This is a genomic window from Klebsiella sp. RIT-PI-d, assembly GCF_001187865.1.
Taxonomy (GTDB): Bacteria; Pseudomonadota; Gammaproteobacteria; order Enterobacterales; family Enterobacteriaceae; genus Superficieibacter.
The window spans coordinates 409,656-425,187 of sequence record NZ_LGIT01000003.1; the positions used below are offsets into that span (position 1 = coordinate 409,656).

The following is a 15,532-nucleotide window of genomic DNA, read 5'->3' on the forward strand; positions in this document are numbered from 1 at the left end:
ATTTTATGAAATCAGTGGTGATCCACGCTGAGGGAGACGTGCGCGTTGAAGAACGTCCCATGCCGCAGTTAACCACCGGTGATGACGTGCGGGTAAAGGTTGTCAGCTCAGGCCTGTGTGGTTCAGATATTCCGCGCATTTTTGCGCATGGCGCGCATTACTATCCTATTACGCTGGGCCATGAGTTTAGCGGCTATGTTGAGTCCTGCGGTGCTGACGTGACCGATCTCGTTCCCGGTGATGCGGTAGCCTGCGTGCCGTTACTCCCCTGCTTTAACTGCCCTCAGTGCCTACGGCAATATTTCTCTCTTTGCAAGCAGTACCAGTTTGTCGGCTCCCGCAGCGAAGGCGGCAATGCCGAGTATGTGGTGGTAAAACGCGCCAATCTTTTTCATCTTCCCGCCGCCATGCCGATTGCGGACGGTGCGTTTATCGAACCCATTACCGTTGGGCTTCATGCTTTCCACCTGGCGCAAGGATGCGAGGGGAAAAATGTGGTCATTGTGGGTGCCGGAACGATTGGTCTGCTGGCACTCCAGTGTGCTCGCGAGCTGGGCGCGAAAAGCATTACCGCTATTGATATCAATCCGCAGAAGCTGGCTCTGGCAACTGAACTGGGTGCGACTCACGTATTTAATAGCCGGGAAATGAGTAGTGCACAGATCCAGTCTGCGCTTGCTGATAGCCAGTTTGATCAGCTGGTACTCGAAACCGCAGGTTCGCCGCAAACCGTTTCTCTGGCGATAGAGATTGCCGGGCCGCGCGCGCAGCTGGCGCTGGTCGGGACGCTACATCATGATTTAACCCTGACCGCCGGCGTATTTGGCCAGATTTTGCGTAAAGAACTCACCATTCTGGGCAGCTGGATGAATTACTCTGGCCCCTGGCCCGGTGAGGAGTGGCAGATCGCATCACGTTTGCTAAGCGAGAAAAAAATTACGCTTGAACCGCTGATTGCTCATGTAGGCACTGCGGAAAGTTTCGCCAAAGAAGTGCAGGCGCTAAAAGGCGCACCAATGCAGGGTAAAATTTTGCTTAAACTGTCTTAAACGGTATGAGCCAGCAACCTGAGCTGGCTCACAATTACTTTCGAAGATTGGCGTTCACCTTTCACTATCCTTCGATTAAACTAATCGTTAGCTAATCATCAGGCAAACTGACATGAACTCATTTGAACGAAGGAACAAAATTGTCGATCTGGTTAATTCGCAGGGCAGCGTGCTGGTTTTAGATCTTTCTAACGCTTTTGGCATTTCGGAGGTCACTATCCGCGCCGATTTGCGATTGCTGGAAGATAAAGGCCTGGTTACGCGCTTTCATGGTGGAGCTGCCAGACCAGATAGCCATGCTCATGATAGCGATAACCAGGAGGTCATCCTGGAAGATCGCTATCAGCTTGCCAGCGATCCTAAAAAACGCATCGCTCAGGCTGCTGCGGCAATGATAGAAGAAGGAATGACCGTGCTTCTTGATAGCGGCAGCACCACGTTGCTTGTCGCCGAAGCGTTGACCAAAAGCACCAATATCACCGTTATTACCAATAACCTCCCCGCCGCGTTTACGCTTTCTGATAATAAAGACATCACCCTGGTCGTCTGTGGAGGAACGGTTCGCCATAAAACGCACTCGATGCACGGTACAATTGCCGAGCGCTCGTTGCAGGGGATTAGCGCCGATGTAATGTTTGTTGGCGCTGACGGTATTGATACTACCAACGGGATCACGACGTTTAACGAAGGCTATTCCATCAGTGGCGTCATGGCTGCCGCCGCGCATAAGGTGATTGCCGTGCTCGACGCGACTAAGTTTAACCGCCGCGGTTTTAACCAGGTCCTGCCAATGGAAAAAATAGACTGTGTGATCACCGATGAGAGTATCAGTGAGGAAGATCGCAAGGCACTGGAACAAACGGCTGTTGAGTTGAAAATTGTATAATCTTATTGCCCGATATTTTGCCGTATCGGGCAATAAGGTGTTTTAACGCTCCCGGCTGGAAGCCGGTTTACGCCTGCTGCTCCAGCGCATATTTATACAGCGCATTCTTTTTCACGCCGTGAATTTCTGCCGCCAGCGCCGCCGCTTTTTTTAGCGGCAGCTCTGCCTGTAACAGCGCCAGCGTACGAAGTGCATCGGCAGGCAGGCTGTCTTCCTGCGCTTTATGCCCTTCAATAATCAGCACCATTTCGCCTTTACGGCGATTTTCATCTTCTTTTACCCAGGCCAGCAGGTCGCCAACAGGCGCGCCATAAATGGACTCCCAGGTTTTAGTCAGCTCGCGCGCCAGCACGACATAGCGAGAATGCCCCAGTACCGCCACGATATCCTCAAGGCTTTCCAGCAGACGATGGGTTGATTCATAGAAAATCAGAGTACGCGTCTCTTCTTCCAGCGCTTTTAACGCGTCGCGGCGTCCTTTTGATTTGGCAGGCAGAAAACCTTCATAGCAGAAACGGTCGGAAGGCAGCCCGGCAGCGCTTAACGCAGCAATCGCTGCACACGGGCCGGGAAGCGGTACGACGCGGATACCGGCTTCACGGCAGGTGCGTACCAGATGATAGCCAGGATCGTTAATCAGCGGCGTGCCCGCATCTGAAACCAGCGCAATGTTCTGCCCCTCTTTCAACTTTGCCACCAGCGTTTCGGCTTTTTGTTGCTCATTATGATCGTGAAGCGCAAAGAGTCGGGCCGAAATAGCAAAATGCTGAAGCAGCAGGCCCGTATGACGCGTATCCTCTGCGGCAATCAGGTCAACATCCTGCAACACGGCGAGCGCACGTTGAGTAATATCGCCTAAATTACCGATGGGAGTCGGTACAATATAGAGCTGACCGTGAGAATTATCCGCCGATTGGTGTTGTTTCATTGTTTAGTCCGTATTGCCGATTTAATATTGAGCATCGAATAAAAATATCACTGGATACAGTATGGTACTGTCAACGCTTCTTCGTTCGAAAGCTGCACGCGGCCTGCCGGTCATTCTGGCAGCCCTGATTTTCACTGGTTGCGGCATTCAAAAAACCGATCAGAGCACGGCCCATCTTGACGGGGCGGCGCAGGCTGACTCCGGTTATTATCTGAATCAGATGCAGCAAAGCTCAGATGATAGCAAGACCAACTGGCAATTACTCGCCATTCGTGCCCTGCTGAAGGAAGGCAAAAGCCAGCATGCGGCAGAGCTGTTTGCTCAGCTCCCGCAGCAACTTGATGAGGCGCAGCGCCGTGAGCAGTCGCTGCTGGCTGTTGATCTTAAGCTGGCGCAAAAAGATTACGCCGGGGCGCAGACGCTGCTGGGGCAAATTAATCCGGCTGACCTGGATAAAAATCAGCAGGCCCGTTTCTGGCAGGCAGGGATTGTTAGTCTTCAGGGTAAACCGTCTCTGGCTCTGCTGCGTGCGCTAATCGCCCAGGAGCCGCTGCTGACAGCAGCAGATAAGCAGGCGAATATTGATGCAACCTGGCAGGCACTCTCCGCCATGACGCCAGAACAGGCGCAGACGCTGGTTATCAACGCTAACGAAAATGTGTTGCAGGGCTGGCTGGATCTGCAACGCGTATGGTTTGATAACCGCAATGATGCGGAGATGATGAAAGCCGGTATTGCCGACTGGCAGACGCGCTATCCGCAGAATCCGGGGGCAAAAATGCTGCCCTCGCAGCTGGTTAACGTGCAGAATTATAAACCGGCTTCGACCAACCGGATTGCACTGCTGCTGCCGCTGAACGGTCAGGCGGCGATTTATGGCCGCACCATTCAGCAGGGTTTTGAAGCGGCGAAAAATGGCGCGACCCCGGTCAACGGAAGCGCAGTCCCCCAGCAGGTTGCACAGGCAGCCTCAGCGGATAACGACGTTGTCAGTCCATCGCAGGCTGAAGTGAGCGATTTAACAACGGCACAGCAGCCACCGGTACAAGCGCCGGGCAATGAAGCCGCAACGCCAGTGCAGGCGCCAGGCAATATGGCCGATGCCGCTACGCCGACAGCGCAAAGCACGGCACCGGCTCAGGAGACGACAGCCCAGACCGCGGCGCCGGCGCAGATAACAGATACGGTCCCGGCTGAAGTTCCCCCCGCTCCACAAGCGGAGGCAGCGGTCGCCACCCCAGCTAATCCGTCAGCAGAACTGAAAGTCTACGACACCACGTCGCAGCCGCTCAGTCAGATCCTCGCTCAGGTTCAACAGGACGGTGCCAGTATCGTGGTCGGACCGCTTCTGAAGAACGACGTTGATGAGATGGTGAAAAGTAACACTTCGCTTAGCGTCCTGGCGCTTAACCAGCCGGAAGCTGTAGAGAATCGGCCTAACATCTGTTATTTCGCGCTTTCGCCGGAAGATGAAGCCCGCGATGCGGCGCGCTTTATTCATCAGCAGGGCAAATTCTCCCCGCTGGTGCTGATCCCGCGCAGCGCCCTGGGCGACCGCGTCGCCAGTGCGTTTGCCGATGAATGGCAGAAACAGGGTGGCAGCACGGTGCTGGAACAGAAATTCGGATCGACCGCCGAGCTACGCCAGGGGATCAACGGCGGTTCAGGCATTGCCCTGACCGGAACGCCGGTAAGCACCACTCAGTCGCAGCCAGAAAGCGTAACGATAGCCGGATTAACCATCCCGGCACCGCCAGCTGACGCGCAACTGTCCACGGGTCGCGTCGATGCCGCTTACATTCTTGCCACGCCGGAAGAGATCGCGTTCATTAAACCAATGATTACCATGCGTAACGGCAGTCAGAGCGGCGTGACCCTGTATGCCAGCTCGCGCAGTGCACAGGGCACCGCGGGTCCGGATTTCCGTCTGGAAATGGACGGGCTGCAATATAGTGAAATTCCAATGCTGGCAGGCAGCAATCCGGCATTAATGCAGCAGGCGCTGGCCGCCGTCAATAATGACTATTCGCTGGCCCGTCTGTACGCGATGGGGGCCGATGCCTGGTCGCTGGCGAATCATTTTTCGCAGATGCGTCAGGTTCAGGGCTTTGAACTTAGCGGCAATACCGGCGATTTAACCGCCAGCAATGATTGTGTGATTAACAGGAAGTTATCATGGCTCAAATACTACCAGGGACAAATCGTGCCGGCGAGTTAACCCGTAAGCAAACTGGCGACGCATGGGAGCAGAAAGCGCGTCGCTGGCTTGAAGGTAAGGGATTGCATTTTATCGCCGCCAACGTCAGGATGCGCGGCGGCGAGATTGACCTCATTATGCGTGACGGACCGGTAACGGTGTTCATTGAAGTGCGTTATCGTCGCAGTGCCGTCTACGGTGGTGCGGCAGCCAGCGTAAGCAGAACGAAGCAGCAGAAATTATTACAAACTGCCCGCTGGTGGCTTGCCGGTCAGAATGGGAGTTTTGATACTGTGGATTGCCGGTTTGATGTGGTAGCCTGCGACAGCAGCCGCATCGAATGGCTCAAAAACGCCTTTGGCGAATAAACCTGAAAGTTAAGGGATACTGTGCTCGAACGAATTAAAGCGTGCTTCACTGAAAGCATTCAAACTCAAATTGCAGCGGCAGAAGCGCTGCCTGATGCCATTTCCCGCGCTGCGATGACACTGGTTCAGTCGCTACTCAACGGTAACAAAATTCTCTGCTGTGGTAATGGCACCGCCGCCGCCAACGCACAGCATTTTGCTGCCAGTATGATTAACCGCTTTGAAACCGAGCGTCCGGGTTTGCCGGCAATGGCACTTAATACCGATAACGTGGTCTTAACCGCCATTGCCAACGATCGTTTGCATGATGAAATCTACGCCAAGCAGGTTCGTGCGCTGGGTCATTCAGGCGATGTGCTTCTGGCAATTTCAACGCGTGGCAACAGTCGTGACATCGTGAAAGCGGTTGAAGCGGCTGTGACGCGCGATATGACCATTGTGGCATTAACCGGCTATGATGGTGGCGAGCTGGCAGGTTTGCTGGGGCCACAGGATGTCGAGATTCGCATTCCCTCTCACCGTAGCGCACGCATTCATGAGATGCACATGTTAACGGTCAACTGTTTATGCGATCTAATTGATAATACGCTATTTCCTCAACAGGACGATTAAGGAGTACACATGAAGGCATTTTCGCCCCTCGCAGTCCTTATTTCTGCATTGCTTTTGCAGGGTTGCGTTGCTGCGGCGGTTGTCGGCACGGCAGCCGTAGGGACTAAAGCGGCAACCGATCCACGTACCGTTGGTACTCAGGTGGACGATGGAACGCTGGAGCTGCGTGTAAACAGTGCGCTGGCTAAAGATGAACAGATTAAGAAACAAACGCGCATTAATGTAACGGCTTATCAGGGTAAGGTCCTGTTAGTCGGTCAGTCTCCGGACAGCACGCTTACCGCGCGCGCGAAGCAGATTGCTATGGGCGTTGATGGCGCCACGGAAGTGTTTAGCGAAATCCGGCAGGGTCAGCCAATTGGCCTTGGCACCGCTTCAAACGATACGTGGCTCACCACCAAAGTTCGCTCTCAGCTTCTGGCAAGCGATCAGGTGAAATCGTCTAATGTGAAGGTCACCACCGAAAACGGCGAAGTGTTCCTGATGGGTCTGGTAACAGAGGATGAAGCGAAAGCCGCAGCGGATATGGCCAGCCGGGTCAGCGGCGTGAAACACGTGACGACTGCGTTTACGTTTATTAAATAATTCTGCGTTTTAGGGCAGTGCAACTGCCCGTTTATTCCCTTCATGCCCGGTGGCGCAGCGCTTACCGGGCCTGCATTCTGGTTTAACCTGCTAAGCACGTGCAGGCCGGGCAAGGCAGAGCCGCCGCCCGGCATTCGTTTTACAGCAGCGCCAGCCCACCCACAATCATCCCGCTTAACGCCACCAGTCCCCCGGTTAGCCAGAGTGCTTTTGCCGGAAACGCCTTACGCAACATCACCAGCGACGGCAGGCTGACGGCCGGAAGCGTCATCAGTAATGCCAGTGCGGGTGCTGTGCCCATGCCTGCCAGCATCATGGTCTGCACAATCGGGATTTCAGCGGCAGTTGGGATCACAAACAGACAGCCCGCTATTGCCATCGCAGCTACCCAAAATACCGTGTTACCGACAACGCCTTCCGCGTGCGGAAATAGCCAGACCCGCGCCGCCCCCAGAACCAGTACCGCCAGAATATAAACCGGGATCGTATTCCAGAACAGCGTCCATAATGCCTGGCCCCAGCGGGAAAAGAAATGCCCTTCGACGGTGGTCACAGGCAGAGGCACGGCTGAGGTTTGTACGGTATCGTTCACCAGACGCTGTATCAGAGAAGCAATAACCAGCACCATTGCCAGCCCGGCCACCAGGCGAATTAGCGCCAGTTGCCAGCCGAGAACAAATCCCATAAATACCAGGGTTGCCGGATTTAACAGCGGATTACCCATCCAGAACGCCAGCGCGCCGCCCATCGAAACCTGCTGACGACGCAGACCGGCAGTGACCGGTGCAGCGCAGCACGAGCACATCATTCCGGGCAGTGAAAAAAGGGTTCCCAACAGGGTGCCCTGGAAACGCGGCTGCCCCAGGGTGCGCAGCAGCCAGTTTCGCGGGATCAGGACCTGTACCAGCGAGCCGAGGATCACGCCCAGCACGGCGGCTTTCCAGACGGCAAGAAAATAGACCAGCGCATAGTCCCATGCCGCTTTTAGCGGGCTGGCATCGGCCCCGGCGAGAATGGATTTACCTATATTGTGCGTTTCGGCTGCGGTAAACGCCTTACCATAGTAAGGCTGCCATTTCACATACCACAGACCGACAATAACAACGAGAAAGAAAAGCGCGGGCTTCCACCACTGACGTGACGGTGCCAATTGAGATGAAGACTGACCAGTCATAGCATTCCCCGGGAAAATTTATGGTTTTAAAGAAGCCGGGGCATAGTACGCTTGTCGAAATATTTATGGAAATTATTAATCCCGTTTACGCGCGGCCATTTCCCGTAATGTTGCCGACGAAAGAATATCCACTGTCTCGCCTTCTGGGGTAAATGCTTCAGCCAGTAACGCCAGCGCGACATCGCGACTATTTATTGATTTAAGATCGCCCGGCAGCAGCCTGAACAGCGGGGCAAGAAGTGATTCATTGACCCGGTTTTTTTCGCGATCGCCCAGCAGCATTGACGGTCGGGCGATGGTCAACCGTGGCCAGTGCTGCGCAATTAACGCATCTTCCATTTTGCCCTTCACCCGATTATAGAAAAAGGGTGAACTGGCATTCGCGCCCATGGCGCTGACCACCAGCATATGCGTCGCCCCCAGGCGCTGTCCGGTCAGTGCCGTATCGACCACCAATGTATAATCAGCATGAATAAATGCCTCTTTCGAGCCGGCTTCCCGTCGGGTGGTTCCCAGACAGCAGAAGACGAGATCTATTGGCGTAGTCACCTGCGCCAGGGCATCGGTCAGCTGAGGATCTACCGGGTTAAAAACGCCGGAGATGCCTTTCAGCGGACGCCGCGTCGGCGCTGCAATAGCCGTAATACGCGGTTCCTGAATTAATAAGCGCAGCAGATGATCGCCAACCAGCCCGGTTGCCCCGGTGATCAGAACCTGACTCATAACCTTCTCCTTTCCAATATGCAGATTTGTCCGTGTTGCAATCTCAGGGGTCTGCACCACACTTATAGCTACAGGGTAATTATTTACCATTTCCAGAGAAATGCTTTGAAGCCATATAACGGAGGAAACATGGGCAAGAAAATCGCGGTCCTTATCACCGATGAGTTTGAAGATTCAGAATTCACTTCTCCGGCTGAAGCCTATAAAAAGGCCGGGCATGAAGTTATCACTATTGAAAAAGAAGCCGGTAAGACCATTAAAGGTAAACAGGGCGAAGCCAGTGTGAAGATCGACAAGAGCATTGACGACGTAAGCCCTGAAGAGTTTGACGCACTGCTGCTGCCCGGCGGGCATTCACCTGATTCTCTGCGCGGTGACGATCGTTTTGTCGACTTCACGCGCGATTTTTACAACAGCGGCAAACCGGTGTTCGCCATCTGTCACGGTCCACAGTTGCTAATCAGCGCTGACGTGGTGCGCGGGCGTAAGCTGACCACTGTTAAACCTGTGGTGGTTGATGTGAAAAATGCCGGGGCTGAATTCTACGATCAGGAAGTGGTAGTCGATAACGAGCAGCTGGTTACCAGCCGCACGCCGGACGATCTGCCCGCCTTTAACCGTGAATCACTGCGTCTGCTCGGTTCCTGAGTCGCGTAGCCAGTAGAGTTTTTTACCAAAGCCCAGGGTGTTATCAGTAAATTTAAGCTCGTCCGGGCGGATCTCCCAGACGGGCGCAGATACCACTCTGGCAACCGGAAAGCGATGGTTATAACGAATGCGTATGGCCTCGCTTTCCGCACCATCAAGTCGGCGAATTTCACCTTTAAATTGTACCCCGCGTATTAACGCTACCGTTTTAGGTTGACCGTTAATCGTCCCGGCGACGTGAGCGTGTGTACCGCTCATCTGCGCATGGCGGGTGGTATCTTCGCTCAAAACATAAAAAGCCATAGCGTGCGGATCGTAGATGTAGAAGGCATTAGCACACCATAATTCACCCTCCCGGGCTACGCACCAGGTGATGACATGCTGTTTGGCCAGCCAGCGGCTGATGGCGGCAAGCGTTTCCATACCGGCTCTCCCTTATGTTATGGTGCGTTCACCTTAACACACTGACCTGACACCATGTGCTGGTATCTTTATCTCATCAGAACGCAAAAAAATGCCCTTTATACCGGCATTACCACCGATGTTGCCCGCCGCTTTGTGCAGCATCAGTCAGGAAAAGGGGCAAAAGCCCTGCGCGGCAAGGGCGATCTGACGCTGGCGTTTGTCGAAGAAGTCGGTGAGCGTTCGCGAGCATTACGCCTCGAATACCGGATAAAGCAGCTGACGAAGCGCCAGAAAGAGCGCCTCGTCGCCGGAGAAGTCTGTCTAAAAAGCCTGATTACAGACGATTAAAATGCTCGTGATATTCCACCTGACCGTGAACATTGATCAGCGCATCATCCGCCAGTCGATGCACCTGAAAGGCGTTTTCACTGTTGGGCCAGCGGCAGCGTAAATCATACTGCGAGGCGGACTCAAAGCCCAGACGGCTGTAAAACGCCGGATCGCCTAAGGCGACGACAGCGGCGTAGCCAAATTCATTCAGGGAATCCAGCCCCTCATAAACCAGCTGGCGTGCCAGACCCTGCCCCCGGTAGCTCTCATCGACCGCCAGCGGAGCCAGCCCAACCCATTGTAGATCTTCACCTTCAACGTCTACCGGACTAAACGCGACGTAGCCAATCACCTGGCCTTCATCATCCGTGGCGACTAAACCCAGAGTAAGCAGCCCGTCTTCGCGCAGATCGCGGATCAGTCTGGCTTCGGCATCGCGGTCAAAAGCGCGGCGTAACAGCGCATCAATACCAGGCGCATCGATGGGAATTTCAACGCGTATTAGCATGGTTCACCTACCGATCTGTTTGGGATTTGCGACGGTTTCTTCAACCCTGCTTCAACAAAGTCCGCCAGTTGCAGCAGCATCGTACGTAATACTTTTGGCATCTGCTCAAGCTCAATGGCGTCCATCAGATTCTTCACGTACAGGCCAAGCTCGGTATCGCCTTCAATAACCAGTCGACGCTGGAAAAAAAGCGTATCGGGATCCTGGCGACGCGCGGCAATCATCAGCAAATCGCTGGCATCGGCGCTAAAACTAACGTCGGCTTGTGCCGTCTGGCTGACAATCAGACGCCCGTTATCAACAGAAGTGAACCAGCGCAGGCCAATATCACGTACCTCAATACTCAGCCAGCGGCCTTCGAGAAATTCCAGTTCTCCATCTGCCAGCGCCTGGCGAAATTGCCAGTGCAGGACCTGTTCCAGGACCTGACGCTTAAGGGCAAAAGGCGTCAGTTTCACCGGCACACTCATCAAAGACGGGCCAAGGTGAACCAGGCGTGAACGCAGTTTATCCAACACGAGCTTTACTCCCTCAATTCAATAATTCCATCATTCTGCCACATCCAATAAACAACATGGCGGCGCAAATCAACAATTACGTTATGAAGACGTTATTATTGGCATCATCAATACGCGATTAACTGCCTCAAATCAAAATTTGTCGCGGTCAGGTTAACTAAACTTCCAGTTCGTTAACAATTTGCAGCCTGTGAGGGATGCAACGTTCAGGAAATTTTATGGAGCTCCTCTGTCCTGCCGGTAATCTCCCGGCGCTTAAGGCGGCTATCGAAAACGGCGCTGATGCGGTGTATATCGGGTTAAAAGATGATACAAATGCGCGTCATTTTGCCGGGCTTAATTTTACCGAAAAAAAATTACAGGAAGCCGTCAGCTTCGTGCATCAGCATCGCCGTAAGCTACACATCGCCATTAATACCTTTGCGCACCCGGACGGCTACGCGCGCTGGCAGCGGGCGGTCGATATGGCCGCGCAGCTGGGCGCAGATGCGCTTATCCTCGCTGATATTGCGATGCTAGAGTATGCCGCTGAACGCTATCCGCATATTGAGCGCCATGTCTCAGTCCAGGCATCAGCCACCAATGAAGAGGCGATTCGTTTTTATCATCGCCACTTTGATGTTGCGCGGGTCGTCCTCCCCCGCGTGTTATCTATCCATCAGGTAAAACAGCTTGCCCGCGTCACGCCTGTTCCACTGGAGGTGTTCGCCTTTGGCAGTTTGTGCATCATGGCCGAAGGACGCTGTTATCTCTCCTCCTATCTGACCGGCGAGTCACCGAATACGGTGGGCGCCTGCTCACCCGCGCGCTTTGTTCGCTGGCAACAAACGCCGCAGGGCCTGGAGTCGCGTCTTAATGAGGTGTTAATCGACCGCTATCAGGACGGCGAAAATGCAGGCTATCCAACGCTGTGTAAAGGTCGCTATCTGGTCGATGGGGAGCGCTATCACGCGCTGGAGGAACCAACCAGCCTCAATACGCTGGAACTGCTGCCGAAGTTGCTGGCGGCGAATATTGCCTCGGTCAAAATCGAAGGTCGACAGCGCAGCCCGGCATACGTCAGTCAGGTGGCGAAGGTCTGGCGACAGGCGATCGATCGCTGCATGGCTTCGCCACAGGATTTTGTTCCGCAGCAGGCATGGATGGAGACACTTGGCGCAATGTCTGAAGGCACTCAGACCACGCTTGGCGCTTATCACCGCAAATGGCAGTAGGAAATAAGATGAAATATTCACTCGGACCGGTGCTTTATTACTGGTCAAAAGAGACGCTGGAAGACTTTTATCAGCAGGCGGCGTCAAGCCACGCTGATGTTATCTATCTCGGGGAAGCCGTATGCAGCAAGCGGCGCGCCACAAAAGTGGGCGACTGGCTGGATATGGCAAAATCGCTGGCAGACAGCGGCAAGCAGGTGGTGCTTTCTACGCTAGCCCTGGTGCAGGCCTCGTCTGAACTGGGCGAGCTGAAACGTTATGTGGACAATGGCGCGTTTTTACTGGAAGCCAGCGACCTGGGCGTGGTCAATATGTGCGCAGAACGTAAGCTGCCGTTTGTCGCTGGTCACGCGCTCAACTGCTATAACGCGGTCACTCTGCGTCTTCTGCTAAAACAAGGCATGGTGCGCTGGTGTATGCCGGTTGAACTATCCCGCGACTGGCTGATCAACCTGCTCGATCAATGTGAATCTTTAGGTATTCGCCAGCAGTTTGAAGTGGAGGTACTAAGCTACGGACATTTACCGCTGGCGTATTCTGCACGCTGCTTCACCGCCCGTTCAGAAGACCGGCCGAAAGATGAGTGTGAAACCTGCTGCATCAAATACCCTAACGGGCGTAATGTGCTTTCGCAGGAGGATCAACAGGTCTTCGTGCTCAACGGTATTCAGACCATGAGCGGCTATGTCTATAACCTTGGTAATGAACTGACGTCTATGCAGGGCCTGGTCGATATGGTGCGCCTGTCACCGCTTGGAACTGAAACGTTTGCCATGCTGGACGCCTTCCGCGCTAACGAAACGGGCGCGACACCGCTCGCGCTTGCACCCCATAGCGACTGTAACGGTTACTGGAAACGACTGGCGGGACTTGAGCTCCAGGCGTAAAAAAGCTCACTTTGTTAACAACTATAATGAAATCTTCATGCAGTATTAAAGATTAACCGGTAACAAAGTGAGCGGCTATGACTGATAAATCTATTCCCTTTTCGGTGCTGGATCTCGCGCCGATCCCGCAAGGCTCCTCGGCAAGAGAAGCCTTCTCACATTCACTGTCACTGGCACAGCTCGCCGAAAAGCGCGGTTACCATCGCTACTGGCTGGCTGAACATCACAATATGACGGGGATCGCCAGCGCGGCGACCTCGGTGCTGATTGGCTATCTCGCCGCGAATACCACGTCCTTACATCTCGGCTCTGGTGGTGTGATGCTGCCGAACCACTCTCCGCTGGTGATCGCTGAACAGTTCGGCACGCTGAATACGCTCTATCCCGGACGCATTGATTTAGGGCTGGGTCGCGCACCAGGTAGCGATCAGCCGACCATGCGCGCCCTGCGTCGGAATATGAGTGTTGATGTCGATAATTTCCCGCGCGATGTCAATGAACTGGTCGAGTGGTTTGACGCCCGTGACCCGGCACCACAGGTGCGACCGGTTCCCGGCTACGGCGAAAAAATCCCGGTATGGCTATTAGGCTCCAGCCTCTACAGCGCTCAACTGGCCGCCCAGCTCGGCCTGCCGTTCGCCTTCGCCTCGCATTTCGCACCAGATATGCTGTTCCAGGCGCTGCATCTCTACCGTACGCACTTTAAGCCTTCTGCACGGCTGGAAAAACCGTATGCGATGGTATGCATTAATATTGTGGCTGCTGACAGTAATCGTGATGCCGAATTTCTGTTTACCTCTATGCAGCAGGCGTTTGTTAAGCTGCGTCGGGGGGAAACCGGACAGCTTCCGCCGCCGATTGAAAATATTGACCACTTCTGGTCACCGTCTGAGAAGTATGGTGTTCAGCAGGCACTGAGTATGTCGCTGGTAGGCGATAAAACGAAAATTCGTCACGGCCTGCAGTCGATCCTGCGCGAAACGGATGCGGACGAAATCATGGTTAACGGCCAGATCTTCGACCAGCAGGCGCGCCTGCATTCGTTCGATTTAGCGATGGACGTGAAGGAAGCGTTGCTGGATTAAACGGCAGCGCCCGGAAAACCGGGCGCTGTAATTAGGAATATACCGGCAGCAGATTGAAGCTCGACAGGATATGCACCAGCGCATTACCGACCCCAAAGATCAGGATCAGGGCGATCATAGGTTTGCCGCCCCACACGCGGAATTTCGGGCTGCCAAAACGTTTACGCGAAGCGCGGGCTAACAGCGCCGGAACAATTGCCGCCCAGATGGTCGCGGCAAGACCGGCATAGCCGATGGCGTAAAGGAAGCCGTCAGGCCACAACAGACCGCCAGTGATCGGCGGGATAAAGGTCAGCAATGCCGTTTTGAAGCGCCCACTGGCAGAATCGTCAAAGCCGCATAAATCCGCCAGATAGTCGAACAGCCCCAGCGTCACGCCGAGAAATGAACTGGCTACCGCAAAGTTAGAAAAAATCACCAGTAATAAATCCAGGCTGCGGCTATTAAGCACCCCGCTTAACGCCTGCACCAGTACATCAATATTGCCACCCTGCTGCGCGATACCGATAAATTGCGGACGGGGGATATTACCCATCGTACCCAGCAACCAGATGCAGTAGAGCGCCAGGGCCAGCAGCGTACCGTAGACCAGACAGCGGATAATGGTGCGCGGATCTTTGCCGTAGTATTTCATCAGGCTCGGCACGTTGCCATGATAGCCAAAAGAGGCGAGGCAAAACGGCAGCGTCATTAGTACATACGGCGCGTAGGAGGCATGACTTTCGGCCACATTAAACAGCGTGGCGGGCGTAACATGTCCCAGCAGACTGCCAAAGGTAAGAAAAAAGGTGATGACTTTCGCACCCAGTACAATCGCCGTGATCCGACTGACCGCTTTAGTACTTAACCACACTACAAACGCTACCAGCAAAGCGAATGCAAAGCCTGCCACGCGAGCCGGAACGTTTAATGACATCTCGCTAAAGGTATGATGCAAAATGGAGCCGCTGGCAGAGATGTAGGCGTACGTCAGGATATAGAGGACGAAAGCAATAGAGATCCCGTTAATCACATTCCAGCCCCGACCCAGCAAATCTTTGGTGATGGTGTCGAAGCTGGAGCCAATGCGGTAGTTAAGATTGGCCTCAAGGATCATCAGGCCAGAATGCAGCATACAGAACCAGGTGAATACCAGCGCCGCCAGCGACCAGAAAAACCATGCACCCGACATCATGACCGGCAGAGAGAACATGCCTGCGCCAATAATTGTGCCGCCAATAATCACCACGCCGCTCAATAGCGAGGGTTTACTTTGTATGGTTGTAAGGGTACTCATCTGGTTTTTTCTCCGTTGAAAATAACGTCTCCTGGTGAAGCGTGTTGCACTGTACCAGTACACGAGTACAAATGGAATAAAAAAAGCCCCGGCAGTTAAGACCGGGGCTGTATATTTTACTTTACGGGGTTAGCGCAGA

The 15,532-nt window shown here is 54.1% G+C and carries 18 protein-coding genes; 11 read left to right on the forward strand and 7 right to left on the reverse strand.

Annotated features, from left to right (window positions below):
- Positions 1 to 5 precede the first annotated feature (5 nt).
- Both gatD and AC791_RS02340 read left to right on the forward strand, forming a co-directional pair.
- Positions 6 to 1,049, forward strand: coding sequence for a galactitol-1-phosphate 5-dehydrogenase (gene gatD / locus AC791_RS02335; RefSeq protein ID WP_049838873.1), 1,044 nt, complete (start codon positions 6 to 8; stop codon positions 1,047 to 1,049).
- 112 nt (positions 1,050 to 1,161) lie between these two features.
- Positions 1,162 to 1,935, forward strand: a complete 774-nt coding sequence (locus AC791_RS02340) for a DeoR/GlpR family DNA-binding transcription regulator (RefSeq protein ID WP_049838874.1) — start codon at positions 1,162 to 1,164, stop codon at positions 1,933 to 1,935.
- Positions 1,936 to 2,002: 67 nt separating this feature from the next.
- On the opposite strand, the gene rsmI is transcribed toward AC791_RS02340, so the two are convergent.
- Positions 2,003 to 2,863 (reverse strand): 16S rRNA (cytidine(1402)-2'-O)-methyltransferase, encoded by an 861-nt coding sequence (gene rsmI / locus AC791_RS02345; RefSeq protein WP_049838875.1) that lies wholly within the window; start codon positions 2,861 to 2,863, stop codon positions 2,003 to 2,005.
- A gap of 61 nt (positions 2,864 to 2,924) precedes the next feature.
- Here rsmI and AC791_RS02350 point away from each other — a divergent pair, with 61 nt between their 5' ends.
- From AC791_RS02350 to dolP, 4 genes are read left to right on the forward strand one after another with little or no spacing between them, the layout of a single operon-like run.
- The gene (locus AC791_RS02350; RefSeq protein WP_049838876.1) at positions 2,925 to 5,081 is read left to right on the forward strand and encodes a penicillin-binding protein activator; all 2,157 of its coding nucleotides are present in this window, start codon (positions 2,925 to 2,927) and stop codon (positions 5,079 to 5,081) included.
- On the forward strand, positions 5,039 to 5,428 hold the full coding sequence (locus tag AC791_RS02355; protein WP_049838877.1) for a YraN family protein: 390 nt from the start codon (positions 5,039 to 5,041) through the stop codon (positions 5,426 to 5,428). Before AC791_RS02350 ends, AC791_RS02355 begins: the two co-directional genes overlap by 43 nt.
- A 21-nt stretch (positions 5,429 to 5,449) precedes the next feature.
- Positions 5,450 to 6,040 carry a DnaA initiator-associating protein DiaA gene (gene diaA / locus AC791_RS02360; protein WP_049838878.1) on the forward strand — a complete coding sequence of 197 codons (591 nt, stop codon included), beginning with the start codon at positions 5,450 to 5,452 and terminating at the stop codon, positions 6,038 to 6,040.
- Between the two features lie 9 nt (positions 6,041 to 6,049).
- Positions 6,050 to 6,625 (forward strand): division/outer membrane stress-associated lipid-binding lipoprotein, encoded by a 576-nt coding sequence (gene dolP / locus AC791_RS02365; protein ID WP_049838879.1) that lies wholly within the window; start codon positions 6,050 to 6,052, stop codon positions 6,623 to 6,625.
- A gap of 139 nt (positions 6,626 to 6,764) precedes the next feature.
- Here dolP and AC791_RS02370 read toward each other — a convergent pair whose 3' ends face one another.
- Entirely contained in the window at positions 6,765 to 7,799 is a 1,035-nt protein-coding gene (locus tag AC791_RS02370) for a permease (RefSeq protein WP_049838880.1), read from the reverse strand.
- 75 nt (positions 7,800 to 7,874) lie between these two features.
- Positions 7,875 to 8,522 carry an NAD(P)H-binding protein gene (locus AC791_RS02375; protein WP_049838881.1) on the reverse strand — a complete coding sequence of 216 codons (648 nt, stop codon included), beginning with the start codon at positions 8,520 to 8,522 and terminating at the stop codon, positions 7,875 to 7,877.
- 129 nt (positions 8,523 to 8,651) lie between these two features.
- Here AC791_RS02375 and AC791_RS02380 point away from each other — a divergent pair, with 129 nt between their 5' ends.
- Positions 8,652 to 9,170, forward strand: a complete 519-nt coding sequence (locus tag AC791_RS02380) for a type 1 glutamine amidotransferase domain-containing protein (RefSeq protein WP_049838882.1) — start codon at positions 8,652 to 8,654, stop codon at positions 9,168 to 9,170.
- Here the strand turns inward: AC791_RS02380 and AC791_RS02385 are convergent.
- The gene (locus AC791_RS02385; RefSeq protein ID WP_049838883.1) at positions 9,147 to 9,593 is read right to left on the reverse strand and encodes a YhbP family protein; all 447 of its coding nucleotides are present in this window, start codon (positions 9,591 to 9,593) and stop codon (positions 9,147 to 9,149) included. The two genes, AC791_RS02380 and AC791_RS02385, sit on opposite strands and share 24 nt — an antisense overlap.
- Before the next feature lie 54 nt (positions 9,594 to 9,647).
- Here AC791_RS02385 and AC791_RS02390 point away from each other — a divergent pair, with 54 nt between their 5' ends.
- On the forward strand, positions 9,648 to 9,923 hold the full coding sequence (locus AC791_RS02390; RefSeq protein WP_049838884.1) for a GIY-YIG nuclease family protein: 276 nt from the start codon (positions 9,648 to 9,650) through the stop codon (positions 9,921 to 9,923).
- On the opposite strand, the gene AC791_RS02395 is transcribed toward AC791_RS02390, so the two are convergent.
- Positions 9,910 to 10,413 (reverse strand): GNAT family N-acetyltransferase, encoded by a 504-nt coding sequence (locus AC791_RS02395; protein ID WP_049838885.1) that lies wholly within the window; start codon positions 10,411 to 10,413, stop codon positions 9,910 to 9,912. The genes AC791_RS02390 and AC791_RS02395 overlap by 14 nt on opposite strands.
- On the reverse strand, positions 10,407 to 10,931 hold the full coding sequence (gene ubiT / locus AC791_RS02400) for a ubiquinone anaerobic biosynthesis accessory factor UbiT (protein ID WP_049838886.1): 525 nt from the start codon (positions 10,929 to 10,931) through the stop codon (positions 10,407 to 10,409). Before ubiT ends, AC791_RS02395 begins: the two co-directional genes overlap by 7 nt.
- A 218-nt stretch (positions 10,932 to 11,149) precedes the next feature.
- On the opposite strand from ubiT, the gene ubiU reads away from it, so the two are divergent.
- The 3 genes from ubiU (at position 11,150) to AC791_RS02415 (ending at position 14,117) form a co-directional block, all read left to right on the forward strand.
- Positions 11,150 to 12,145: a ubiquinone anaerobic biosynthesis protein UbiU gene (ubiU, locus tag AC791_RS02405; RefSeq protein WP_049838887.1), complete on the forward strand. Its 996-nt coding sequence runs from the start codon at positions 11,150 to 11,152 to the stop codon at positions 12,143 to 12,145.
- 8 nt (positions 12,146 to 12,153) lie between these two features.
- The gene (locus tag AC791_RS02410) at positions 12,154 to 13,032 is read left to right on the forward strand and encodes a U32 family peptidase (protein ID WP_416202284.1); all 879 of its coding nucleotides are present in this window, start codon (positions 12,154 to 12,156) and stop codon (positions 13,030 to 13,032) included.
- A gap of 77 nt (positions 13,033 to 13,109) precedes the next feature.
- Complete coding sequence (locus AC791_RS02415) at positions 13,110 to 14,117, forward strand: luciferase-like monooxygenase (protein WP_049838889.1); 1,008 nt, start codon at positions 13,110 to 13,112, stop codon at positions 14,115 to 14,117.
- Between the two features lie 31 nt (positions 14,118 to 14,148).
- On the opposite strand, the gene mtr is transcribed toward AC791_RS02415, so the two are convergent.
- Positions 14,149 to 15,393, reverse strand: coding sequence for a tryptophan permease (mtr, locus tag AC791_RS02420; protein WP_049838890.1), 1,245 nt, complete (start codon positions 15,391 to 15,393; stop codon positions 14,149 to 14,151).
- Positions 15,394 to 15,532 lie beyond the last annotated feature (139 nt).